At 71.1% G+C, this 23,749-nt stretch carries 23 protein-coding genes and 1 tRNA gene; 13 read left to right on the top strand and 11 right to left on the bottom strand.

Features of this window, described 5'->3' with window-relative positions; translation table 11 throughout:
* Positions 1 to 85: 85 nt before the first annotated feature.
* The 5 genes from M2283_RS42595 to M2283_RS42575 all read left to right on the top strand — a co-directional run bounded on the left by M2283_RS42595 (position 86) and on the right by M2283_RS42575 (position 6,980).
* Positions 86 to 979 carry an FAD binding domain-containing protein gene (locus tag M2283_RS42595; RefSeq protein WP_280881954.1) on the top strand — a complete coding sequence of 298 codons (894 nt, stop codon included), beginning with the start codon at positions 86 to 88 and terminating at the stop codon, positions 977 to 979.
* Entirely contained in the window at positions 976 to 2,790 is a 1,815-nt protein-coding gene (locus M2283_RS42590; RefSeq protein ID WP_280881953.1) for a 2Fe-2S iron-sulfur cluster-binding protein, read from the top strand. The genes M2283_RS42595 and M2283_RS42590 overlap by 4 nt, the downstream gene beginning before the upstream one ends.
* Entirely contained in the window at positions 2,787 to 5,096 is a 2,310-nt protein-coding gene (locus M2283_RS42585; RefSeq protein ID WP_280881952.1) for a xanthine dehydrogenase family protein molybdopterin-binding subunit, read from the top strand. The genes M2283_RS42590 and M2283_RS42585 overlap by 4 nt, the downstream gene beginning before the upstream one ends.
* 19 nt (positions 5,097 to 5,115) lie before the next feature.
* Complete coding sequence (locus M2283_RS42580) at positions 5,116 to 5,658, top strand: AAA family ATPase (protein ID WP_280881951.1); 543 nt, start codon at positions 5,116 to 5,118, stop codon at positions 5,656 to 5,658.
* Positions 5,659 to 5,807: 149 nt separating this feature from the next.
* Positions 5,808 to 6,980, top strand: a complete 1,173-nt coding sequence (locus M2283_RS42575; protein WP_280881950.1) for an SUKH-4 family immunity protein — start codon at positions 5,808 to 5,810, stop codon at positions 6,978 to 6,980.
* Positions 6,981 to 7,024: 44 nt separating this feature from the next.
* Here M2283_RS42575 and M2283_RS42570 read toward each other — a convergent pair whose 3' ends face one another.
* Together M2283_RS42570 and M2283_RS42565 are read right to left on the bottom strand one after the other, a co-directional pair.
* Positions 7,025 to 7,405: an antibiotic biosynthesis monooxygenase family protein gene (locus M2283_RS42570; RefSeq protein WP_280881949.1), complete on the bottom strand. Its 381-nt coding sequence runs from the start codon at positions 7,403 to 7,405 to the stop codon at positions 7,025 to 7,027.
* A gap of 74 nt (positions 7,406 to 7,479) precedes the next feature.
* A tRNA-Cys gene (locus M2283_RS42565) sits at positions 7,480 to 7,554 on the bottom strand.
* Positions 7,555 to 7,727: 173 nt separating this feature from the next.
* Between M2283_RS42565 and M2283_RS42560 the strand changes: the two genes are divergently transcribed.
* The 6 genes from M2283_RS42560 (at position 7,728) to M2283_RS42535 (ending at position 13,787) form a co-directional block, all read left to right on the top strand.
* Positions 7,728 to 9,179: an MFS transporter gene (locus tag M2283_RS42560; protein ID WP_280881948.1), complete on the top strand. Its 1,452-nt coding sequence runs from the start codon at positions 7,728 to 7,730 to the stop codon at positions 9,177 to 9,179.
* A gap of 33 nt (positions 9,180 to 9,212) precedes the next feature.
* The gene (locus M2283_RS42555) at positions 9,213 to 9,410 is read left to right on the top strand and encodes a hypothetical protein (protein WP_280881947.1); all 198 of its coding nucleotides are present in this window, start codon (positions 9,213 to 9,215) and stop codon (positions 9,408 to 9,410) included.
* Positions 9,410 to 9,778: a type II toxin-antitoxin system death-on-curing family toxin gene (locus M2283_RS42550; protein ID WP_280881946.1), complete on the top strand. Its 369-nt coding sequence runs from the start codon at positions 9,410 to 9,412 to the stop codon at positions 9,776 to 9,778. Before M2283_RS42555 ends, M2283_RS42550 begins: the two co-directional genes overlap by 1 nt.
* A 139-nt stretch (positions 9,779 to 9,917) precedes the next feature.
* Positions 9,918 to 11,717: a DEAD/DEAH box helicase gene (locus M2283_RS42545; RefSeq protein WP_280881945.1), complete on the top strand. Its 1,800-nt coding sequence runs from the start codon at positions 9,918 to 9,920 to the stop codon at positions 11,715 to 11,717.
* A gap of 412 nt (positions 11,718 to 12,129) precedes the next feature.
* A complete protein-coding gene (locus M2283_RS42540) occupies positions 12,130 to 12,771 on the top strand; it encodes an IclR family transcriptional regulator (protein ID WP_280881944.1) in 642 nt (213 codons plus the stop codon).
* Between the two features lie 224 nt (positions 12,772 to 12,995).
* Positions 12,996 to 13,787 (top strand): YlbL family protein, encoded by a 792-nt coding sequence (locus tag M2283_RS42535; RefSeq protein ID WP_280881943.1) that lies wholly within the window; start codon positions 12,996 to 12,998, stop codon positions 13,785 to 13,787.
* Between the two features lie 10 nt (positions 13,788 to 13,797).
* Here the strand turns inward: M2283_RS42535 and M2283_RS42530 are convergent, their stop codons facing one another.
* The 7 genes from M2283_RS42530 to M2283_RS42500 all read right to left on the bottom strand — a co-directional run bounded on the left by M2283_RS42530 (position 13,798) and on the right by M2283_RS42500 (position 18,964).
* Positions 13,798 to 13,983 carry a hypothetical protein gene (locus M2283_RS42530; RefSeq protein ID WP_280881942.1) on the bottom strand — a complete coding sequence of 62 codons (186 nt, stop codon included), beginning with the start codon at positions 13,981 to 13,983 and terminating at the stop codon, positions 13,798 to 13,800.
* A 14-nt stretch (positions 13,984 to 13,997) separates the two neighbouring features.
* Positions 13,998 to 14,570, bottom strand: a complete 573-nt coding sequence (locus M2283_RS42525) for an ArsR/SmtB family transcription factor (protein WP_280881941.1) — start codon at positions 14,568 to 14,570, stop codon at positions 13,998 to 14,000.
* 67 nt (positions 14,571 to 14,637) lie between these two features.
* Positions 14,638 to 15,603 carry a glycine betaine ABC transporter substrate-binding protein gene (locus tag M2283_RS42520; RefSeq protein WP_280881940.1) on the bottom strand — a complete coding sequence of 322 codons (966 nt, stop codon included), beginning with the start codon at positions 15,601 to 15,603 and terminating at the stop codon, positions 14,638 to 14,640.
* A complete protein-coding gene (locus M2283_RS42515; protein WP_280881939.1) occupies positions 15,600 to 16,466 on the bottom strand; it encodes an ABC transporter permease in 867 nt (288 codons plus the stop codon). Before M2283_RS42515 ends, M2283_RS42520 begins: the two co-directional genes overlap by 4 nt.
* Positions 16,463 to 17,674, bottom strand: coding sequence for a betaine/proline/choline family ABC transporter ATP-binding protein (locus M2283_RS42510; protein WP_280882029.1), 1,212 nt, complete (start codon positions 17,672 to 17,674; stop codon positions 16,463 to 16,465). The genes M2283_RS42515 and M2283_RS42510 overlap by 4 nt, the downstream gene beginning before the upstream one ends.
* 88 nt (positions 17,675 to 17,762) lie before the next feature.
* On the bottom strand, positions 17,763 to 18,410 hold the full coding sequence (locus M2283_RS42505; protein ID WP_280881938.1) for an ABC transporter permease: 648 nt from the start codon (positions 18,408 to 18,410) through the stop codon (positions 17,763 to 17,765).
* A gap of 47 nt (positions 18,411 to 18,457) precedes the next feature.
* A complete protein-coding gene (locus tag M2283_RS42500; RefSeq protein WP_280881937.1) occupies positions 18,458 to 18,964 on the bottom strand; it encodes an Lrp/AsnC family transcriptional regulator in 507 nt (168 codons plus the stop codon).
* 126 nt (positions 18,965 to 19,090) lie between these two features.
* Here M2283_RS42500 and hppD point away from each other — a divergent pair, with 126 nt between their 5' ends.
* Positions 19,091 to 20,236 carry a 4-hydroxyphenylpyruvate dioxygenase gene (gene hppD, locus M2283_RS42495; RefSeq protein ID WP_280881936.1) on the top strand — a complete coding sequence of 382 codons (1,146 nt, stop codon included), beginning with the start codon at positions 19,091 to 19,093 and terminating at the stop codon, positions 20,234 to 20,236.
* A 72-nt stretch (positions 20,237 to 20,308) separates the two neighbouring features.
* On the opposite strand, the gene M2283_RS42490 is transcribed toward hppD, so the two are convergent.
* A complete protein-coding gene (locus M2283_RS42490) occupies positions 20,309 to 21,766 on the bottom strand; it encodes a tetratricopeptide repeat protein (RefSeq protein WP_432423206.1) in 1,458 nt (485 codons plus the stop codon).
* Between the two features lie 92 nt (positions 21,767 to 21,858).
* On the opposite strand from M2283_RS42490, the gene M2283_RS42485 reads away from it, so the two are divergent.
* Positions 21,859 to 23,274: an FAD-binding oxidoreductase gene (locus M2283_RS42485; protein ID WP_280881935.1), complete on the top strand. Its 1,416-nt coding sequence runs from the start codon at positions 21,859 to 21,861 to the stop codon at positions 23,272 to 23,274.
* A 40-nt stretch (positions 23,275 to 23,314) separates the two neighbouring features.
* On the opposite strand, the gene M2283_RS42480 is transcribed toward M2283_RS42485, so the two are convergent.
* On the bottom strand, positions 23,315 to 23,728 hold the full coding sequence (locus M2283_RS42480) for an SsgA family sporulation/cell division regulator (RefSeq protein ID WP_280881934.1): 414 nt from the start codon (positions 23,726 to 23,728) through the stop codon (positions 23,315 to 23,317).
* Between the last annotated feature and the right edge of the window lie 21 nt (positions 23,729 to 23,749).

Below are 23,749 nucleotides of genomic sequence, written 5' to 3'. Positions count from 1 at the left end.
CAGAGTTGCCACGTCCGCCCTGTCAGCACGTACCGTACGGCAGCACAGGTGGGACCAGGTGGGGCAGCGGGAAGGGGCAGCCGGTTTGACCACGCAAGCACCGCAGTCGGCGCAGTCCGTCACGCTGCCCACGACGCTGGACGAAGCCGTGGCGGCCCTGGCCGCCATGCCCGCCGCCGTGCCCGTGGCCGGCGGCACCGACCTCATGGCCGCCGTCAACTCCGGACAGCTCAGGCCCGCCGCGCTGGTCGGCCTCGGCCGGATCAGCGAGATCCGCGGCTGGCAGTACCAGGACGGCCACGCACTGCTCGGCGCGGGCCTCACGCACGCGCGTATGGGCCGCCCCGACTTCGCCGCCCTGATCCCGGCGCTGGCCGCCGCGGCCCGCGCCGCAGGGCCGCCGCAGATCCGCAACGCGGGCACCCTGGGCGGCAACATCGCCTCGGCCGCCCCCACCGGGGACGCGCTGCCCGTGCTGGCCGCCCTGGAGGCGACGCTGATCATCGCGGGCCCGGCCGGCGCCCGCCGGGAGATCCCGGTCTCGCACCTGCTGGCCGGCGTGGACATGCTGCGCGGCGGCGAACTCATCGGCTTCGTAAGGATGCCGCTGCTGCACGCGCCCCAGGTCTTCCTGAAGGCCACCGGACGGACCGGCCCCGGACGCGCCGTCGCGTCCGTCGCGGTCGTCCTGGACCCCGCCCGGCGCGGAGTGCGGTGCGCCGTCGGAGCCATAGCGCCGATGCCGCTGCGCCCGCTGGACGCCGAGCACTGGGTCGCCCGCCTCATCGACTGGGACAACGGCCGCACGATCGTCCCGGAGGCGCTCACCGCCTTCGGCGAGTACGTCGCCGCGGCCTGCATCCCCGACCCGGTCCCGGAGGCGGACGGGTCCGTGCCACAGCTTCCGCCCGCCGTACTGCATCTGCGGCGCACCGTCGCCGCGCTGGCCCGACGAGCACTGGGGAGGGCGCTGTCGTGACCGACGACCAGCACGGAGAAGGCGCCCCCCGGGGCGGCGGCCGCTGGGACCCGCTGCCCCAGGGCGACTACGACGACGGCGCCACCGCCTTCGTGAAACTCCCCGAGGGTGGCATCGAGGCGCTCCTGGCCTCCGCCGAGCCGCTGGCCGCGCCGGGACACGGGTATGTGCCGCCGCAGATAGCGGCCACGCCCGGCTCGACGGAGGCGGACCCCTCGGGGACCGGCAGCTGGGCGATGCCCGCGCCGGGCGAGGGCGCCCAGTGGCCCGACCCGAACAGCGTGCCGCAGGACGCCGGGAACGACCGGTTCGCGTACAACCCCGCGTCCACGCAGCAGTGGGCCTTCGAGGAGCCGCCCGGCGGCACCGGGGCTCAGCCCGGGCCCGGTCATCCCGGCCAGGACGTGACCGGGCAGTGGTCGATCCCGGTCGCCGACGGTGATCTTCCGGACGAATCGGGCGAGTTCACCACCTCGTCCCTGGTCCAGCAGTGGGGCGGCGGCACCCCGCCGGCCACGCTGCCCGGGGGTGCCGCCGCGCCCTGGGCGACGGACGGGACGGGCCAGCCGTGGGCGCAGGAGTCCGGCGCCGTCACGGACGAGCCGCCGGGAACGGCCGCACCCCATGCGGGCGCCGGGCACGCGGGCACGCGTCGCCCCTTGAGCATGCCGCCGCACGCCGGCGACGAGGACGCACGGGCGCGTGCCGGTGAGTACGCCGACGAGTACTCCGCCGAGCCGGTCGCCGACGACCACGTCGGTGCACGACAGGCGGCCGGAGCGCAGGACGTCGCCCCCCGCGCCGACGAACAGCCGCCCGGGGCCTACGGGGAAGTGTCCGCCGTGGCCGCCTCCAGGCCCCCTCGCGACCCCGGAGAGGCCGCCGCGGCGGCGAGAGTGTCCGAGGGCGCCCAGGAGGCCGCTGAGGCGCCTGAGAGGCCCGTGGAGCCCTTCCCCGGGTCCGAGCGGGACACCGCGAGCGGACGGAACGGCGCCGAGGCGCACGCCTCCGCCGGCCCCGACACCCTTGACGCCTCGGACGGTTCGGACACCGCGGTCCGCCCTGCGCCTGCCGGTCCCGCCGAGTCCGACGGTCACGAAGGCTCCGCCGACGACGGCCACGCGGCGTCCGACGGCCACCCCGACACCTCGGCCGACGACGCCCCGCCACCGCCTCCCGGTGAGGAACACCCCCTCGCCTCCTACGTCCTGCGCGTCAACGGCGCCGACCGGCCCGTCTCCGACGCCTGGGTCGGCGAGTCGCTGCTCTACGTGCTGCGCGAGCGGCTCGGCCTCGCGGGCGCCAAGGACGGCTGCTCGCAGGGTGAGTGCGGGGCCTGCAACGTCCAGGTCGACGGACGGCTCGTCGCCTCCTGCCTGGTCCCCGCCGTCACCGCCGCGGGCTCCGAAGTACGCACCGTCGAGGGCCTCGCCGAGGACGGACAGCCCTCGGACGTGCAGCGGGCGCTCGCCAAGTGCGGCGCCGTGCAGTGCGGCTTCTGCGTGCCCGGCATGGCGATGACCGTCCACGACCTCCTGGAGGGCAACCCGGCGCCGACCGAGCTGGAGGCCCGCCAGGCACTGTGCGGCAACCTGTGCCGCTGCTCCGGCTACCGGGGTGTCCTGGACGCCGTCAAGGAGGTCGTCGCCGAACGCGAGGCGCATTCCGGGGGCGACTCGTCCGAACAGGACGGCGACGAGGCACGTATTCCTCACCAGGCGGGCCCGGGAGCCGGCGGGATCAACCCGTCCGCGTTCGAGCCCCACCGGGCGCACGACAAGGCGCACGGACAGGACGGAGGCCAGGCGTGACCAACGAAGCCGCCACCGCGACCAGCACCGCGGAGGCAGCCCCCGCCGCCGAGCCGATCCCGCACGGCCTCGGCTCCTCCCTGCCCGCGGCCGACGCGCGCGCGAAGACCGAGGGCACGTTCCCGTACGCGGCCGACCTGTGGGCCGAGGGCCTGCTCTGGGCCGCCGTACTGCGCTCCCCGCACCCGCACGCGCGCATCGTGTCCATCGACACCACCCACGCGCGGGAGATGCCCGGCGTACGGGCCGTCATCACCCACGAGGACGTCCCCGGCAGCGAGTTCTACGGCCGCGGCCAGGCCGACCGCCCGGTGTTCGCCTCCGAGGTCGTACGCCACCACGGCGAGCCCATCGCGGCCGTCGCCGCCGACCACCCCGACACCGCGCGCATGGCCGCCGCCGCCATCGGCGTCGAGTACGAGGTGCTCGACCCGGTGACCGACCCCGAGCAGGCCTTCGAGGCCGAGCCGCTGCACCCCGACGGCAACCTGATCCGGCACATCCCGCTGCGCCACGGCGACCCGGACGCGGCCGGCGAGATCGTCGTCGAGGGTCTCTACCGCATCGGCCGCCAGGACCCCGCCCCCATCGGCGCCGAGGCCGGCCTCGCCGTGCCCCGCCCCGACGGCGGCGTCGAGCTGTACCTGGCCTCCACCGACCCGCACGGCGACCGCGACACGGCCGCCGCCTGCTACGGCCTCGAACCCGAGCGCGTGAAGATCGTCGTCACCGGTGTGCCCGGCGCCACCGCCGACCGCGAGGACCAGGGCTTCCAACTCCCGCTCGGCCTGCTGGCGTTGAAGACCGGCTGCCCGGTGAAACTCACCGCCACGCGCGAGGAGTCCTTCCTCGGCCACACCCACCGCCACCCCACGCTGCTGCGCTACCGCCACCACGCCGACGCCGAGGGCCGGTTGGTGAAGGTCGAGGCGCAGATCCTGCTCGACTCGGGCGCCTACGCCGACACCTCCGCGGAGGCCCTGGCCGCCGCCGTCGGCTTCGCCTGCGGCCCGTATGTCGTCCCGAACGCCTTCATCGAGGGCTGGGCCGTACGCACCAACAACCCGCCCTCCGGGCATGTCCGCGGCGAGGGCGCCATGCAGGTGTGCGCCGCCTACGAGGCGCAGATGGACAAGCTGGCGAAGCGCCTCGGCGTCGACCCGGCCGAACTGCGCATGCGCAACGTCATGGCCACCGGTGACGTACTCCCGACCGGCCAGACGGTGACGTGCCCGGCCCCGGTCGCCGAACTCCTCCAGGCGGTACGGGACTTCCCCCTGCCCGCCCTGCCCAAGGACACCCCCGAGGACGAGTGGCTGCTGCCCGGCGGCCCCGAGGGCGCGGGCGAACCGGGCGCGGTGCGCCGGGGCGTGGGCTACGGCCTGGGCATGGTGCACGTGCTCGGCGCGGAGGGCGCCGACGAGGTCTCCACGGCGACCGTGAAGGTCCACGACGGCATCGCGACCGTCCTGTGCGCGGCGGTGGAGACCGGCCAGGGATTCACCACGCTCGCGCGCCAGATCGTCCAGGAGACCCTGGGCATCGACGAGGTGCACGTCGCGCCCGTGGACACCGACCAGCCCCCGGCCGGACCGGGTTGCCGCGGTCGCCACACCTGGGTGTCGGGCGGCGCGGTGGAGCGGGCGGCCAAGATGGTCCGCACCCAGCTCCTGCAGCCCCTGGCGCACAAGTTCGGCATGTCCACGGAACTGCTGCAGATCACCGACGGCAAGATCACGTCGTACGACGGCGTCCTGTCGACCACCGTCACCGAGGCGATGGACGGCAAGGAACTGTGGGCGACGGCCCAGTGCCGCCCGCACCCGACCGAGCCGCTGGACGAGACGGGCCAGGGCGACGCCTTCGTCGGCATGGCGTTCTGCGCGATCCGCGCGGTCGTGGACGTCGACATCGAACTCGGCTCGGTACGCGTCGTGGAGCTGGCGCTCGCCCAGGACGTCGGCCGCGTGCTCAACCCGGCGCAGCTGACCGCCCGGATCGAGGCGGGCGTCACCCAGGGCGTGGGCATCGCGTTGACGGAGAACCTGCGCACCGCGCGCGGGGTGATCCGCCACCCCGACCTCACCGGCTACTCCCTGCCGACGGCCCTGGACACACCCGACATCCGGATCGTCAAGCTCGTCGAGGAACGCGACGTGGTCGCCCCCTTCGGCGCGAAGGCGGTCAGCGCGGCGCCCGTGGTCACCTCCCCGGCGGCCATCGCGTCCGCCGTACGGGCCGCGACGGGCCGCCCGGTGAACCGCCTGCCCATCCGCCCCCAGGCTGCCGTGGTGACGGGCCAGTGATCTCTTTGTAGGTGCGGCGATGCGTGGTGTCGTCCTGGTTACCGGCGTGATGGCGGCCGGCAAGTCGACGGTGGCTCAGGCGCTGGCAGAGAGCCTCCCGCGGGCGGCACACGTGCGTGGAGACGTCTTCCGACGGATGATCGTGTCGGGTCGCGAGGAGTACGAGCCCGGGGCCGACGGGGATACCGACGGCGAGGCGGCGGCCCAACTCCTCCTGCGCTACCGCCTGTCGGCGGCGACGGCGGACGCGTACGCGGAGGCCGGGTTCACCGCGGTGGTGCAGGACGTGGTTCTGGGCGAGCAACTGGCGTCGTACGTCGACCTGGTGCGCACGAGGCCCCTCTACGTCGTCGTACTGGCACCGGACGCGGAGACGATCGCCGCGCGCGAGAGCGAACGCACGAAGACCGGCTACGGGCCCGCCTGGACGATCCCGGACCTCGACGACGTGCTGCGCACCCGCACGCCCCGCATCGGCCTGTGGCTGGACAGTTCGGAGCTGACGGTGGGGGAGACGGTGGAGGCGATCGTGGCGGGACGGGAACGGGCGAGGGTGTCCTGAACGTCCTGTGATCCGGGGGACGCGGCCCGGGGGCCGTTGTCAGTGGCGGGGCGTAGTGTTCTGGGCAGTGGGGAACGGGCGGCCGACGCATCCGTCCGACGGCCCCCTGTGCGGGGGCTGTGCGCGGGAACATCCGGGGGAACGGGACGATGAGCACGACCGATGTCGCCACACCGGCGATCACTTTGACCGAGGATCAACTCGATCCGTACGTGACACACGCGGCGACGCGCCGCTGGCTGACGGGACCCGGACTGCCGGGCGACAGCGGCCTGTTCAACTTCCTGGAGCTGAGCCGTGAGGGCCTGCGGACGGTACGGGACGCGACAGCCGACCCGGACGACCGCCTGGCGGCGGAGCTGCGCGACCAGTTGGTGATAGGCGCGCTGCTCGGCCCGGCCGGCCTGGAGACGGAATCCCTGCTCCTGGACGGCGCGACGGGCGAGATAGCGACGACGTACTTCCTGCATGACCGCCCCGACCTGATGGACTCCCGCCCGCTGGCCCCGTCGCTGCGGACGCTCGTGCGCTGCGCGACCGCCGCGGACGAACTGGCGGGATTCCGCGGGCAGTTCGCCTCCTACGCCGGCCGCTTCGGCCCGAAGGTGGCGACGGAGGCGTCCCGGCAACTGCTGGCACTCTTCGAGGAGGGCGCCGACGGTGAGATGGCGCCGTTCTGGAAGATGGCGGCCCTGATCCGGCCCCTGTCCCTGGTGGCGGGCCCCGGCACGGCATCAGGCCTGGCCCTCGACCTCCCGGCCCGCCTCCTGGACGAGGAGTTCGGCCAGGGCAAGGTGGCCCGCTTCGAGGACCTCGACTTCCCGGCGACCCTCACCCACGCGCCGACCCGCCTCTTCCTGCGCGAACGGGGCCTGCCGGAGGACGGTTTCCTCTTCCACCTGGACACGGACGTCCCCCTGCAGACCCTCGCCGAGTACTACGAGGACGAGTGCTCCGCCGTGCCGCAGGACCGACTCCCGTCCCGGGCCGACCACTTGATACGCCTCGGCCACCTCATCGAGGACAACAGCCTGGTCGTCGACGGCACCACGGGCGCGGTCCTCAACTGGAGCGAGCCCGAGGCCACGCTGTACCCCCTCAACACGGACGTCTCCACCCTGGCCTTCACCCTCTGGCTCCTCCACCGCGAGAAGACGATCGACGACGGCCTCTCCGGCGAACTGACGACCGAGGCGTACGACCAACTGGCCACGACCATGCTCCAGACCCTGGCGACGGTCGACCCGACGGGCTCGGATGTCGGGGCCGGCCACCACTACTGGACGGAGACCTTCCAGGACGAGGCGGGCGGGGTGCTCTGAGGGTGAGCACGCGGCGGGGCGGCCGCTGAGGTGCCGTCGGTCGGTCAGCCTGCCGTCGGGCTCTGCGAGCCCTGCGCCCGTATGAAGCCGTGGCTCCGCTCCACCTTCGCCACGTGCAGCGTGTAGCTCTCGTACCACTGGTCCCGCCCGCGCTGTTGCGCCGCGCGATGCTCGGCATTGGTCCGCCACTCCGTGAGGGCGTCGGCGTCACGGAAGTACCCGACGGTGATGCCGAGCCCGCCGGGAGTCTGGGCGTGGTCCATTCCCAGGTACCCGGGGATGCCGTTCACCAAGGCTTCCATGCGCGCGTTGGTCTCGCTGTAGTCGCCCTGTTCCTGGGATCGCACCGTGGTGAAGACAGCCACGTAGTACGGGGGTTCATAGGCCTCGACGGGCGTGACAGGCACTTCGGAGTGATCGCTCATGGCGCCACCGTAGGGCAGACCGGCAGGAGTGAAAGCCGTATCCGGCCTGAGAACATGCAGATCAGACGTACTACTGGAGGCCGTGGCGGGAATCGAACCCACGTAACTCGCTTTGCAGGCGAGTCCCTAAACCACTCGGGCACACGGCCGTGTTCGTGGGATGAAGGTATGGCGGGGTGGGGGAGGGGTTCAAGGGGACCGGCGGGGCTGCAATGGGACTGCCATACGCCGTTCATGAAGGAGGGGCGTACGACCAAGGTCTCGGGTCGGGCGGGACTCGCGACAGGGGTCAAAGCCGGTTGTGGGTCTTACGGTGGTGGTCATGACCGTCCTTGAGCCGCGTGACGCCGAAGTCGTGGAGGAAGGCGCGGGGAGCGCCGGTGGTGGGGTGCTGGGCCGTTCGTATCGGGCGCTCAGTGTCGGGATCGTCTCCGTCGTGCTGCTGATCGCCTTTGAGGCGACCGCCGTTGCCACGGCGATGCCCGTTGCCGCGCGGGAGCTGGACGGGGTGGCGTTGTACGCGTTCGCCTTCTCCGGGTACTTCACTACCAGTCTGTTCGGGATGGTGCTTGCCGGGCAGTGGAGCGATCGGCGGGGGCCGCTCGGGGCGTTGACCACCGGGATCGGGGCGTTCGCGGTCGGGCTGGTGGTGGCGGGGACCGCCGGGGCGATGTGGGTGTTCATCCTGGGGCGGGCCGTGCAGGGGCTCGGGGGTGGGCTGGTCATTGTTGCGCTGTACGTCGTCGTGGGGCGGGCTTATCCCGAGCGGTTGCGGCCGGCCATCATGGCGGCGTTCGCGGCCGGGTGGGTCGTGCCGTCCATCGTCGGGCCGCTGGCCTCGGGGGCGGTGACCGAGCAGCTCGGTTGGCGGTGGGTGTTTCTCGGGATACCCGTGCTGGTCGTGCTGCCGTTGGCGCTTGCGCTGCCGCAGATACGGCGGCGGGCGTCCGGGGCGGTCGACGGCGGGGCGGCCCAATCCGCCTCCTTCGACCGGCGTCGTATTCGGCTTGCCCTCGGGATCTCTCTCGGGGCCGGGCTTCTTCAGTACGCCGCCCAGGATCTGCGCTGGGTCTCGTTGCTACCCGGCGCTGTGGGTGTCGCGCTGCTTGTGCCGGCCGTTCTTGGGCTGCTTCCGCGTGGCACGTATCGGGCGGTGCGTGGGCTGCCGTCGGTGGTGTTGTTGCGTGGGGTGGCCGCGGGGGCCTTCATCAGTGCCGAGTCGTTCGTGCCGTTGATGCTGGTCACCCAGCGGGGGTTGTCCCCGACGCTCGCCGGGTTCTCGCTCGCGGCGGGTGGGGCGACCTGGGCGCTGGGGTCGTGGGTGCAGTCCCGGGCGCGGGTGGAGCCGTATCGGGAACGGCTGATGGGGGCCGGGATGGTGCTGGTCGCCGCGGCCATCGCCACCGCGCCCAGCGTGCTGATCCACTCCGTGCCCGTCTGGACCGTCGCCGTCGCGTGGGGGTTCGGGTGTTTCGGGATGGGGCTGGTCATCTCCTCCAGCAGCGTGCTGCTGCTCAAGCTCTCCGCCCCCGAGGAGGCCGGCACCAACTCCGCCTCCCTCCAGATCTCCGACGGGCTGTCGAACGTGGTCCTGCTGTCGGCGGGCGGTGCGGCCTTCGCCGCGCTCGGGGGCGGCACGGTGGCTCATACGGCCACCACCGCGAGCGGGTCCGGGTCACATCCGGCCGCCTTCGCCGCCGTGTTTCTGCCGATGGCCGGGGTGGCGTTGGTGGGGGCGTGGGTGACAACGCGGTTGCGGGCGAATTCCTGGTGACACCATCTGGTACCACGTAGTACCGTGCTGGGCATGGCTGGACTGAACCTCAGGTTTACGGACGAGGAGCTCGACGCGCTGCGCGAGCGGGCGGCTGCGGAAGGGCGCAGCATGCAGACCTTCGCGCATGACGCCGTGATCGCTGCCGTAAACGAGCACTCACGGCTGTTCAACGAAGCGGCCGAGCACGTGCTGAACGCCAGCGCAGAGCTCAACCGGAGGCTCGCCTGATGCACTACCTCACGCTTCCCGAGCAGCTGAACCTGGCGCGGCGACTAGGAGCGGACGAGGTGCGCGACTACGGGCTTCTGGACTCCGCGCTGGTGCGGCCGCAGTCGAGCGTGTTCGGGCAGGACGCCTATCCGGACGTATGGCAGAAAGCCGCCGCGCTCATGGAGTCCCTTGCCCGAAACCACGCCCTCGTGGACGGGAACAAGCGCATCGCCTGGTACGCGACATGGGTTTACCTGCACATGAACGGGCATCCGCTGGACGCCGAGTTCGATGTCGACGAGGCCGAGCAGTTCGTGCTGGACGTCTGCCAGGGGGCCCTGGACGTGCCCAAGATCGCAACCCGGTTGCCGCGCTTCGCACGGTGACTGTGACGTCGATCCCACCCACGGGTGCCCCGGCGTCGTCAGCACGTTGACACCGCCGGCCCGCCGGTAGGGTGGCCCGGTTGTCATACACGTAGCCGCCTTGTACGTAGCAGAGCCGCCCGACCCCTCTACGGAGACCGTGACTACCACCGCCGCTTCCTCCTCGCACAACCACCACCTCTCCCCGGCCTTCCCCGGCCGTGCCCCCTGGGGTACCGCCGGCAAGCTGCGTGCCTGGCAGCAAGGGGCCATGGAGAGGTACATCCAGGAGCAGCCGCGCGACTTTCTCGCGGTCGCGACGCCCGGCGCCGGCAAGACGACCTTCGCGCTGACGCTCGCCTCCTGGCTGCTGCACCATCACGTCGTCCAGCAGGTGACCGTGGTCGCGCCGACCGAACATCTGAAGAAGCAGTGGGCGGAGGCGGCCGCGCGGATAGGGATCAAGCTCGACCCTGAATACAGCGCCGGGCCGCTCGGCAAGGACTACCAGGGCGTCGCCGTCACCTACGCCGGCGTCGGCGTGCGGCCCATGCTCCATCGCAACCGCGTCGAGCAGCGCAAGACGCTCGTCATCCTCGACGAGATCCACCACGCCGGTGACTCCAAGTCCTGGGGCGAGGCGTGCCTCGAAGCCTTCGAGCCGGCCACTCGGCGGCTCGCGCTCACCGGTACGCCCTTCCGGTCCGACACCAATCCCATCCCCTTCGTCACGTACGAGGAAGGGAACGACGGGATTCGGCGGTCCTCCGCCGACTACACATACGGGTACGGGTCCGCGCTCTCCGACGGAGTCGTCCGGCCCGTCATCTTCCTCTCCTACAGCGGCAACATGCGGTGGCGGACCAAGGCCGGTGACGAGATCGCCGCGCGGCTCGGCGAGCCGATGACCAAGGACGCGATCAGCCAGGCCTGGCGTACCGCGCTCGATCCGCGCGGTGAGTGGATGCCGAGTGTGCTGCGCGCCGCCGACCAGCGGTTGACGGAGGTCAGGAAGGGCATCCCGGACGCCGGCGCCCTCGTCATCGCCACCGACCAGGAACAGGCGCGCGCGTACGCCAAGTTGATCCGAGAGATCACCGGGTCCAAGGCGACCGTCGTCCTGTCCGACGACTCCGGCGCGTCCGACCGCATCGACAAGTTCAGCGCCAACGACGACCGTTGGATGGTCGCGGTGCGCATGGTGTCGGAAGGTGTCGACGTACCCCGGCTCGCGGTCGGGGTCTACGCCACCACCATCTCGACGCCCCTCTTCTTCGCCCAGGCCGTCGGGCGCTTCGTACGGTCCCGGCGGCGCGGCGAGACCGCCTCGGTCTTCCTCCCCACCGTCCCCGACCTCCTCACCTTCGCCAACGAGATGGAGGTCGAGCGCGACCACGCCCTCGACAAGCCGAAGAAGGAGGGCGAGGAGGACCCGTACGCCGAATCCGAGAAGGAGATGGAGGAGGCGAACAAGGAGCAGGACGAGGACACCGGCGAGCAGGAGCAGTTCGCGTTCGAGGCGCTGGAGTCCGAGGCCGTCTTCGACCGGGTGCTCTACGACGGTGCCGAGTTCGGCATGCAGGCGCACCCGGGGAGCGAGGAGGAGCAGGACTACCTCGGTATCCCCGGGCTCCTCGAACCCGACCAGGTGCAGATGCTGCTGCAGAAGCGGCAGGCCCGGCAGATCGCGCACAGCCGCAAGAAGCCGGACTCCGAGGCCGACCTGCTCGAACTGCCGGCCGAGCGGCGGCCCGTCGTCTCGCACAAGGAGATGATGGAGCTCCGCAAGCAGCTCAACACGATGGTCAGCGCGTACGTCCATCAGAGCGGCAAGCCGCACGGCGTCATCCACACCGAGCTGCGCCGCACGTGCGGCGGGCCGCCGAGCGCCGAGGCCACGGCCGGGCAGTTGCGGCAGCGGATCGCGAAGGTCCAGGAGTGGGCTACGCGGATGAAGTGACGGCCTCGCATTCGGTGGCGGGGTGTGTGTCTGCCTGCGCGGTGTCGGGGTGTGTCCGCGGTCGGTGGCGCAAGGGACGTGCGATCAGTCCGTAGGGGCGCGCAATCGGTGCGCAGGACGCCTTTGTTCGGTGCCGACGGGGGCCCGTATCAGGACAAACGCTGGTACTCCCGTCCCGTCGGTGCCCGGATTCTGGACGGAGCCTTCCGCTGAGCGAACCCGCTTCGCTACTGTCCCGCTACGCACACGCCCCGTGGCAGCGCCGCCGCGGAGCGCAGCCGTGAAGCGACGCGGTCCGGAGCGCCGGACCGCCGGCCGACCGGCGGCCTCTGAAGCGCGTCACTGACGGGACTCGGTGACGCAACCGCCGCGATGAGAGCCGCCGACCTCACCACTTGGAGGAGTGGGCGTCGTGACCGCGGAGACCTCTCAGACGCTCGACCGGGGACTGCGTGTCCTCAAGCTGCTGGCCGACACCGACCACGGGCTGACCGTCACCGAGCTTTCCCATCGACTGGGCGTGAACCGGACCGTCGTGTACCGGTTGCTCGCCACGCTGGAACAACACGCGCTCGTACGCCGGGACTTGGGCGGTCGCGCCCGGGTCGGACTCGGCGTGCTGCGCCTTGGCCGGCAGGTGCATCCGCTCGTCCGCGAGGCTGCGTTGCCCGCGCTTCGGTCGCTGGCCGAGGACATCGGGGCGACCGCGCATCTGACGTTGGTGGACGGGGCGGACGCGCTCGCCGTGGCCGTCGTCGAGCCGACCTGGACGGACTATCACGTGGCCTATCGGGCCGGGTTCCGGCATCCGCTGGACCGGGGGGCCGCCGGCCGGGCGATCCTCTCCGCGCGGTCGCAGCCGTTGAGTGAGCCGGGGTACACGTTGACGCACGGGGAGCTGGAGGCGGGGGCCAGTGGGGCTGCCGCGCCGCTTATCGGGGTGACGGGGGTGGAGGGCAGTGTGGGGGTTGTGATGCTGGTCGATGCGGTGCCGGAGCGGGTGGGGCCGCGGGTTGTCGACGCGGCGCGGGAAGTGGCCGAGGCGTTGCGCTGAGCTGCGTGCAGCTGAGCTGCGGGGTTGGCCCGGTTACCGGCGTTTCGTGGATGCCGGTGTTGATGGCACCGTCTGGGGGCTGCCGCCCCCAGGCCCCCGCTTCGGCCTGGACGGCCTCGTCCTCAAACGCCGGACGGGCTGGAATTGGCTGACCTGGGCTCATCCCCGCCTGTCCCCAGAGGCCGCCGCCTGGCCGAAAGTCCCCCTCACGTTAGATTGACCCCGTGCTCTCTCGCCTCACGCGCCCCCAAGCCGTCGCCGTCTGTGCTCTGCCCGTCGTGGCGTTGATCGCCACCGCGGTGTTCGCGCCGTTGCCGTTCTCGCTGGCGCAGCCCGGGATGACGGCGAACGTGCTCGGTAAGAACAAGGGCACCCCGGTGATCACGGTCACGGGCGCGTCGACGCGGGCCACCAGCGGGCAGCTGCGGATGACGACGATCGAGGCGACCAATCCGGACACGCACGTCTCGCTGAGCCAGGTGCTCGACGCGTGGTTCGCCACGGACCGGGCGGTCATGCCGCGGGACTCGGTCTATCCGAGCGGTGAGAGCACCAAGGAGATCGAGGCGCACAACACCGAGCAGATGGAGCAGTCCCAGGACGCGGCGACCCAGGCGGCGCTGAACTACCTCGACCTGAGCGACAAGAAGGTCAAGGTCACGCTCAAGCTCGCCGACGTCGGCGGGCCCAGCGCCGGGCTGCTCTTCACTCTCGGCATCATCGACAAACTGAACGGTGACGGCAGCGGCGGCGACCTCACGGGTGGCCGCAACATCGCCGGTACGGGGACCATCACCGAGGACGGGACGGTCGGCGCGGTGGGGGGCGTGGCCCTGAAGACGCAGGCCGCGCGGCGCGACGGGGCGACGGTGTTCCTCGTGCCCAAGGACGAGTGCGCCGACGCCAAGTCCGAACTGCCCAAGGGGCTGCGGCTGATCCCGGTGACCGACCTCAAGGGTGCGGTGAAGGCGTTGGTGGCGCTGGGGGCGTCGAAGGGGTCCGTGCCCAGTTGCTAGGCGACGGCTCCTAGACGGCCGGTACGGGGTTGGGGGCTGCGGCCAGTCGCAGGCCCACCTCGACCAGCGTCCAGCCCAGGCGGGTACGGAGGTCGCGGGGGCGCTTCGCTTGTAGGGCGAGGTGGTGTTCGGCGGCCTGGGCCTGGAGTTCGGCGGCGCGTATGCGGTGCAGCTGGAGGTATGTGTCCGGGTGCATCAGGCGTCCTCGTCTCACTCTGATTCGATCGGGAAGGCGTGCGTGTGGAAGCGCACCCGCTCGGTACCGGGGGCGTCCTCGTCCTCGTAGCTCTCGAGCAACTCGTGGATTTTGCCGATGAGTTCACGGGTCCGCTCCGGGGTGAGCCGGACGGTCCAGTCGCTCATGTCGGTGGCGCCCGACCAGGTGGGCTGCCAGTCCTCGCGGGTGCCGAGCCAGGTCGACAGCTCGCGGGTGTGGGTGGTCGCGATCTCGTGCAGGAACACGTCCGCGGCCCCTCGGACCGCCGGGTCCGGGTCCGCGAGCTGGGTGCTGTCGAACTCCAGCCCCTGGTCGACCGCCCGCCACCAGCGCTCCCGCCCCTTGCCCTGTTCCGGCGCGTCCTCGACGAAGCCGTGCGTGGCGAGCTGCCGCAGGTGGTAGCTGGTGGCCCCGCTGGACTCGCCCAGGCGCTCGGCGAGCCTCGACGCGGTGGCCGGCCCGTGCAGCCGCAGCGCGCTCAGCAACTGCATCCGCAGCGGATGGGCGATGCCGCGCAGTGAACGGGCGTCCAGCTTGCGGTACTTGGACTCTTCCGGCTGCGTCATGCGTACAAAGGTAGCGTTGCAAAGAGTCCTTTGCAACATCTTCTTTGTAAGTTCCGCCCCTGCCGGGCTACTTCACAAACCCCTCCGCCTTCATCCAGTCCAGCGCCACCTGATGCGGATCCTCCCCGTCCACGTCCACCTTCGCGTTCAGCGACTGCGCCACCGTGTTGTTCAGCTTCTTGGTGATCGGGTCGAGGACCTCGGCGATCGCGGGGTACTTCTTCAGGGCCTTGGAGTTGGTCTCCGGGGCCACGTTGTAGTTGGGGAAGAACTTCTTGTCGTCCCGCATCACCGCGAGGTTCATGGACTTGATGCGGCCGTCGGTCGTGAAGACCTCGCCGTAGGCGCAACTGCCCTTCGCCACCTGGGTGTAGATGATCCCGGTGTCCATCTGCGTGATGTTCTTCGCGGGCAGGTTCATCCCGTACGCCTTCTCCATGCCCGGCAGCCCGTCCGCCCGGTTGGCGAACTCGCTCTCCACGCAGACGGTGACGGCCCCGGGGTCCGACTTGGCCAGTGCGGCCACGTCGGAGAGGGTCTTCGTGCCGTACTTCTTGTAGTGGGACCGGTTCATGGCCAGCGCGTAGGTGTTGTTCAGGGCGGACGGCGGCAGCCAGGTCAGGCCGTTCTTCAGGTCCGCGTCGTGCACCGCCTGCCACTGCTGTTCGGGGTCGGTGATCGGCTTGCCGTTGCCGAGGTACGTGATCCAGGCGGTGCCCGTGTACTCGTACATGCCGTCCGCGTCCCCGCTCTTGACGGCCTCCCGCGCGCCGATGGAGCCCTGGATGCCCGTGCGGTCGAGGACGTCCGCGCCGGCCGCCTCGAAGGCGATGCCCATCATCGCGCCGAGGATCAGCTGCTCGGTGAACTCCTTCGAGGTGACCGTGAGATGGGCGCCCTTGAGGGGCTCGCCCTTCCCGATCGAGCCGGGCGTCACGTCGTCGACCATGGGTGAGCCGCTGGTCAGTCCGCAGCCGGCGGAAGCCACGAGGACTCCGGTCAGCAGCAGGCGACCGCCGATGTGCCGTCTCATGTCGACACCTCCAACCCCCGCGGCCGCAACAGCAGTTCGGCCAGGGACGCGAGCCAGTCCACGAGCAGCGCCAGCGCCACCGTGAGGATCGAGCCCAGCATCAGCACCGGCATGCGTTGGTTGGTGATGCCGGTGGTGATCAGGACGCCGAGGCCGCCGCCCCCGCCGAAGGTGGCGAGCGTGGCCGTGCCGACGTTCAGGACCAGGGCGGTGCGGACGCCGGCCAGGATCAGCGGGACGGCGAGGGGGAGTTCGACCTTGGCGAGCACGCCCAGGGGGGACATGCCGATGCCGCGGGCCGCTTCGAGGAGGGTCGGGTCGTTCGCCTTGAGGCCGGCGATCGTGTTGGACAGCACCGGCAGGACGGCGTAGATGATGATGCCGATCAGGGCGGCCTTCATGCCGGTGCCGAGCCAGATGACGAGCAGGGCCAGCAGGCCGATCGCCGGGGTCGCCTGGCCCATGTTGGCGAACGTCATCGCCACCGGGGTGCCCTTGCGGAACGCCTTGCGGGTCAGCAGGATGCCCAGCGGGATGGCGATGATCAGCACGAAGAACGTGGAGATCACGGTCAGTTCGACGTGCTGCCACAGCGCCTTGGAGACCTGCCCGTTGGAGATCGCGTTCTCGGAGATCGAGTCCAGGTGCGCCTGCTGGAACCAGAGCCAAGTGGCCAGGAGCACCGCGATCAGGAAGGCCGGCAGGAAGGTCAGCTTCTGCCAGGTGACGCGGCGCCTCGGCCGTTGCGGGGAAGCCTCTTGCCCGGCCCCATCCCCGCCCCCGTCCTCGCCCTCGTCCCGGAAGGCGAGCCCCTTCACCTCGTGCTCGCCGGCGGGCCTCTTGTGTTCCGCGGGGCTGGTCACGACGTCGACTCCCCTTCGTCGACGCCTTCCTGCTCCGCGTGTGTCTGCGCGGCCCGGGCCTCCTCCAGCTCGTGCTGGTGCTCCATGGCCTCCAGGCGGTCGGCCTCCAGCAGTTCGTGCACGGAGTTCATGAGCGTCTCCATGTCGACGACACCCTCGTACTCACCGCGCCGCCCGGTCACCACCGTCCGCCCCGCGTTGTCGGTCAGCACCGCCTCCAGCGCGTCCCGCAGGGTGGCGTCCCGGGTCACCGTGTCGTGCACCAGCGTGCCCGCGCGGGCCAGCGAGCCGCGGGCCCGCATGAGGTCGCCGCGTCTGAGCCACTTGTAGGGGCGGCCCCGCTTGTCCAGCAGCAGGATCTCGTTGGTGCCGCTGTCCCGGAGCTTGTCGAAGATCAGCTGGAGCGGGTCGTCGACGGTCACCGTCGGGTAGTCCCGGACCTCGACGTCCCGTACGCGGGTCAGGTTGAGCCGCTTGAGGGCCGCACCCGCGCCCACGAACCCGGAGACGAAGTCGTCGGCCGGGTTGGTGAGGATCGCCTCCGGGGTGTCGAACTGGGCGATGTGGGAGTGGTCGCGCAGGACGGCGATACGGTCGCCGAGCTTGATCGCCTCGTCGAAGTCGTGCGTGACGAAGACGATCGTCTTGTGCAACTCGTGCTGGAGCCTGATCAGTTCGTCCTGGAGATGGTCGCGCGTGATCGGGTCGACCGCGCCGAACGGCTCGTCCATCAGCAGCACCGGCGGATCGGCCGCCAACGCCCGTGCCACGCCCACCCGTTGCTGCTGACCGCCCGACAACTGGCGTGGATAGCGGCCCCGGAACTCGGCCGGGTCGAGCCCGACGAGGTCCAGCAGCTCCTCGACCCGCGCCCTGGTCCGCGTCTTGGACCAGCCGATCATCCTCGGCACGAGGGAGATGTTCTGGGCGACGGTCATGTGCGGGAAGAGACCGGCCGACTGGATCGCGTAGCCGACCTTGCGGCGCAGCTTCACCGGGTCGATGTCGGTGACGTCCTCGCCGCCGATGCGGATGCGGCCGCCGGTCGGCTCGATCAGCCGGTTGATCATCTTGAGGGTGGTGGACTTGCCGCAGCCCGACGGGCCGACGAAGACGACGAGTTCGCCCGCCTTGATCTCCATGTTCACGTTGTCCACGGCCGGGCTGGGGCTGCCCGGGTAGCGCTTGGTGAGGTTCTCCAGCTCGATCGTCGCCCCGGTGGTGGCGTTCGGCTCCTGGGCCTGGGCCGCCTCGGACCGGGCCGTTCCGGACGTGCCCGGCTCGGGCGCGGAAGTCTCAGTCACGGATGCCCCTCGGAATGGTCAGCCGTCCGATCAGGACGTAGGCGGCGTCGAACAGCAGCGCCAGGACGATGATCCCGAGCGTGCCCGCGAGGACCTGGTTGAGCGCGTTCTTGCTGCCCAGCGAGGCGATGCCGCGGAAGATCTCGTTGCCGAGGCCGGGCCCGGAGGCGTACGCGGCGATGGCGGCGATGCCCATCAGCATCTGCGTGGAGACCCGGATCCCGGTCAGGATCGGCGGCCAGGCCAGCGGCAGCTCCACCCGTACCAGTTGCATCAGCCGGGACATCCCGATGCCGCGGGCCGCGTCGACCAGCGAGGGGTCGACCCCGCGCAGTCCGACGATCGCGTTGCGCACGATCGGCAGCAGCCCGTACAGCGTCAGCGCGATCACCGTGGGCGGCACGCCCAGGCCGACGATCGGGATGAGCAGACCGATCATGGCCAGCGACGGCACGGTCAGGATGGTCGAGGTGGCCGTCGTCGCGAGGTTGCCGGCCCATTCGCTGCGGTAGGTGACGACCCCGATCAGCACGCCGAGCAGGGTGGCCACCACCATGCACTGGAAGACGGCGCTGGCGTGCTGGTAGGCATCCGTGAGCAACTGCTGATGGCGGTTGCCGAGGTACTCCCAGAAGTTCACACGCGCTCACTCCAGGCGGTCGGCGGCGGGGCCGTGTTCTTAAGGAGCTAGGTCCTCTCGCGGTCGGTGGGCCGGAAAGGGAGGCCCTCGTCCGTGGCCGCCTGCTCCACCAGCGGGATGAACCGCAGCGGAACGGGGTTCTCCATCACGATCGCGGTGGCGGCCCGGACGATCCCATCAAAACCGACAACCCGGTCGATGACCCGCTGGAGATCGGCGTTGGAGCGGGCCACCAGCCGGCACAGCATGTCCCCGCTGCCGGTGGTGGTGTGCAGCTCCAGCACCTCCGGCACGGTCGCCAAGTGCGCCCGTACGTCCGGGCCTTGCCCCTGCCGGATCTCCAGCGTGGCGAAGGCGGTGACCGGGTAGCCGAGCGCCGCCGGATCCACCTGCGGGCCGAATCCGCGGATGACGCCATTCGACTGAAGCCGGTCCAGCCGGGCCTGCGCGGTCCCGCGGGCCACCCCCAGCCGCCGGGACATCTCCAGCACCCCCATCCGCGGCTCCCGCGCCAGCAGCACGATGATCCGCCCGTCCAGCTCGTCAATGGCCACGGCAACCTCCCGGAATGGTGGTCATCCTGTACAGAATTACGAGGCAGGCCCGCCTCTCACTGAACAGAATGCCCAGCGAATACGCGAACTATTGCGCACCTTGCAGGGCAGGGTCACGCTTCCCTCATGACGCAGACCACACACCACACTCCCGACACCGCCCGGCAGGCCGACCCCTTCCCGGTCAAGGGAATGGACGCGGTCGTCTTCGCCGTGGGCAACGCCAAGCAGGCGGCGCACTACTACTCCACGGCCTTCGGCATGCGGCTGGTCGCCTACTCCGGTCCGGAGAACGGCAGCCGCGAGACCGCGAGCTACGTCCTGGAGAACGGCTCCGCCCGCTTCGTGTTCACCTCCGTCATCAAGCCCGCCACCACCTGGGGCCACTTCCTCGCCGAGCACGTGGCCGAGCACGGCGACGGCGTCGTCGACCTCGCCATCGAGGTCCCGGACGCGCGCGCCGCGTACGCCTACGCGATCGAGCACGGCGCCCGCTCGCTGGCCGAGCCGTACGAGGTCAAGGACGAGCACGGCATCGTCGTACTCGCCGCGATCGCCACCTACGGCGAGACCCGCCACACGCTCGTCGAGCGCACCGCCTACGACGGCCCCTACCTGCCCGGTTTCACCGCCGCGAGCCCCATCGTCGAACCGGCCGCCCAGCGCACCTTCCAGGCGATCGACCACTGCGTCGGCAACGTGGAACTCGGCCGCATGAACGAGTGGGTCGGCTTCTACAACAAGGTCATGGGCTTCACGAACATGAAGGAGTTCGTGGGCGACGACATCGCGACCGAGTACAGCGCGCTGATGTCCAAGGTGGTGGCCGACGGCACGCTCAAGGTCAAGTTCCCGATCAACGAGCCCGCCATCGCCAAGAAGAAGTCCCAGATCGACGAGTACCTGGAGTTCTACGGCGGCGCGGGCGTCCAGCACATCGCGCTCAACACGAACGACATCGTGCGCACGGTACGGACCATGCGTGCGGCCGGCGTCCAGTTCCTCGACACCCCGGACTCCTACTACGACACCCTCGGTGAGTGGGCCGGCGAGACCCGCGTCCCCGTCGAGACGCTGCGTGAGCTGAAGATCCTCGTCGACCGTGACGAGGACGGCTATCTGCTGCAGATCTTCACCAAGCCGGTCCAGGACCGGCCGACCGTCTTCTTCGAGATGATCGAGCGGCACGGCTCGATGGGCTTCGGCAAGGGCAACTTCAAGGCCCTGTTCGAGGCGATCGAGCGCGAGCAGGAGCGCCGCGGCAACCTCTGAGCACCATCCGAAGCACCCTCTGAGGCCATCCTCCAGGTGCGGTCCGGCGCCCTTCCCCTCCCGGCGCCGGACTCACCGCCGCCGTAGCCGCTTCGCGTCCATCACCGGCACGTCCTCGTCCGGCGGCTCCCCGAGCGCCGCCAGCGCGGCCGTCGCGAGGGGCGCGCCCAGCGGCGAGAAGTGCGGGTTGATCCGCAACGCGTCCTGAAGACGCCGCCGCGCGGGCGCGTACAGCTCCAACTCCCGCTCGATCATGCCCCGGTGATACGCGTACAACGCACTGCGTACGCCGCCCCCGTGCGCCTTGTCGGTCGCCGCGGTGGCGAACCGCAGCGCCTCCTTGTCGTTCCCGGCCCGGTGCAGCGCCCACCCCAGCGCGTCCGCGACCGCGGTCCCCGGCTGCCGTCGCCACTCGGCCCGCAGCCGACGTACCGCAGCCGCCGGATCCCCGTGGTCCGCCTCGAAGACGCCGAGCACCAACTCGTCGTCGACACCCCCCGCCGCCTCCTCGCGCACCCGCGCCCGCAGCAGGTCGTACTGCACCCGCGCCGCCTGCCCGAGCCCCAGCGAGTCGTACAACTCGCCCAGTTCCAGGGCGTATTGCGGGCTGGGCTGCCGGGCCAGCGCCACCCGGTACGCGTTCAGGGCCTCCGTCGTCCGGCCCAGCGCCGCCAGCGTCCGGCCCTGCCCGGCCTGCGCGGTCCGTTGGTCGGGGTCGACGCGTACCGCCTCCTGGAAGTGCCGTAGCGCGTCCTCCAAGTCACCGCGCTCCCAGGCGAGTTGACCGGACCGTTCCAGCCACGCGGCCCGCTCGGCCGGTGTCGATGCCGCCGCTGCCGCGTCGGAGAGGGTGGCCGCCGCGTCCTCGCGCCAGCCCCGGTCCCGGTAGACCCCGGCGGCCCGCGCCATCACGGCCGGCCCGGTCCGCAGCTCAAGGAGCGCGTCGAGCGTGCGCTGGGTCGCCTTGTGGTCACCGAGCCCGGTGTAGGCGTCGAGCAGCAGCGGATACGTCGTCCAGCGCTTGGCGTCCACCTTCAGCGCGGCCTCGCCCCAGCTCCGCGCGGCCCGGAAGTCCCGGCGCGCGTTCGCCAGCGCCGCCATCCCGTCCAGCGCATCAGCCTTTACGTCGTTCCCCTTCGCCGCCACCTTCAGCGAGGTGCGCAGCGCCTGCTCGGCCCGCGGATAGTCCGTCGCGTCGGCCGTCCGCCGCCCCTGTTCCACATACGCCGTCCCGAGCACCGCCCACGACCGCGCGTCCCGGGGATGCGCCCGCAGAAAGGTCTCGCGCTCGCCGATCAGCACGGCCAGATCGGGCAGCGAGGCCGGTACTCCAGCGGTGACCGCCGTCAGGGCCTGCGCGCCCGGGGCCGGCGCCGGCGGCCGGACCGTCTCCCGCTCCCACGGCCACAGCATCAGCACCCCGCCCAGCACACCGGACCCCACGACGGCGCCGGCCACCAGCCATCCGGCGACCCGCGAACGCCGGGCCCGCTTGCGATCCGTGGCGGCGCTGTCCATCGCGTTCGTCATGGCGCTCACTGTGCGTCAGTACGACGACCACACCCCGCCATCCGGCGGCTGCCGTACACGGGGTTCACACCGATGGCCGCCGGTGCGAGGCTGTGATCATGAGTCGTATCGAAGCGCGTCGCGACGAGGACACGGTGGCGGCCGGTGGCCTCGTGGACCGGCTGCTGGGCGGTCTGCCCGCCGAGGCCGTCCTGACCGACCCGGACGTCACCGCCTCCTACGCCAACGACATGGCGAGCTTCTGCCCGGCCGGCGTCCCGGCGGTCGTCGTCCTGCCCCGCACGGTCGAACAGGTCCAGCACGTCATGCGCGTGGCCACCGAGCTGCGCGTCCCGGTCGTCCCGCAGGGCGCCCGCACCGGCCTGTCCGGCGCGGCCAACGCCTCCGAGGGCTGCGTCGTCCTGTCGCTGATCAAGATGGACCGCATCCTGGAGATCAACCCGATCGACCGCACCGCGGTCGTCGAGCCGGGCGTCATCAACGCCACCCTCTCCCGCGCGGTCGGCGAACACGGCCTCTACTACCCGCCGGACCCCTCCAGCTGGGAGATGTGCACGATCGGCGGCAACATCGGCACCGCCTCCGGCGGGCTGTGCTGCGTGAAGTACGGGGTCACCGCCGAGTACGTCCTCGGCCTCGACGTCGTCCTCGCCGACGGCCGCCTCATGTCCACCGGCCGCCGCACCGCCAAGGGCGTCGCCGGGTACGACCTCACCCGCCTCTTCGTCGGCTCCGAGGGCTCGCTCGGCATCGTCGTACGGGCGATCCTGGCGCTGCGCCCGCAGCCGCCCCAGCAACTGGTGCTCGCCGCCGAGTTCGCGTCCGCGGCCGACGCCTGTGACGCGGTGTGCCGGATCATGGCGGGCGGTCACGTGCCCTCGCTGCTCGAAATCATGGACCGTACGACGGTGAAAGCCGTCAACGACCTTGCCAGTATGGGACTTCCGGAGACCACCGAGGCGCTGCTGCTGGCCGCCTTCGACACCCCGGATCCGGCCGCCGACCTGGCCGCCGTCGGTGCGCTGTGCGAGGCCGCCGGTGCCACCGAGGTGGTGCCCGCCGACGACGCGGCCGAGTCCGAACTGCTCCTCCAGGCCCGGCGGCTCTCGCTGACCGCGCTGGAGGCGGTCAAGGGCACGACGATGATCGACGACGTGTGCGTGCCCCGCTCCCGGCTCGGCGACATGCTCGAAGGGATCGAGCGGATCGCCGAGAAGTACCGGCTGACCATCGGGGTCTGCGCGCACGCAGGTGACGGCAACACCCACCCCACCGTCTGCTTCGACGCCCAGGACCCCGACGAGTCCCGGCGGGCCCGCGAGTCCTTCGACGAGATCATGGCGCTCGGCCTGGAGCTCGGCGGCACGATCACCGGCGAACACGGCGTGGGCGTACTGAAGAAGGAGTGGCTGGCGCGCGAGATCGGCCCGGTCGGACTGGAGATGCAGCGGGGGGTCAAGCAGGTCTTCGACCCGCTGGGCATCCTCAACCCGGGCAAGCTGTTCTGACGGGGCAGCCGGTGCAGGGGGTGCGGCGGGTTGGACGGGTTCACTGGGCGAGCAGCTGGTCGAGCGCGTCGTCGATCCCCAGCTGCTCGCCCTCAGTCCCCGGGGGCACCACCCGCAGCGTCCGCTCCAGCCAGGCCGACACCTGAGCCGACGGTGCCTCCAGCAAGGCGTCTCCGTCGGGTGAACTCAGCGCCATCAGGACGACACTGCGCCCCTCCGACTTCGTCGGCCACACCCGCACGTCCCCGTGCCCGCACGGCCGGAACACCCCCTCCACCAGAAGGTCGCGGGAGAACGTCCAGTGCACGGGGTACTCGGAGTTGATGTGGAAGGTGACGTGCACGGCGTAGGGGTCGTCGGTGCGGTAGCCCAGCCGGGCCGGGACCGGAATGCTGCGCTCCGGCGACAGGATGAGTTTCAGCTCCAGCTCGCGTTCCACCACTGTGTAGTGCATGGCGATCGGTTCCTCTCTCGG

Origin of the sequence: Streptomyces pseudovenezuelae (assembly GCF_029892565.1) — a bacterium.
In the GTDB taxonomy this organism is placed as follows: domain Bacteria; phylum Actinomycetota; class Actinomycetes; order Streptomycetales; family Streptomycetaceae; genus Streptomyces; species Streptomyces pseudovenezuelae_A.
The sequence above is the reverse complement of the archived record's forward strand: the minus strand, read 5'-3'. Positions and strand labels throughout refer to the sequence as shown.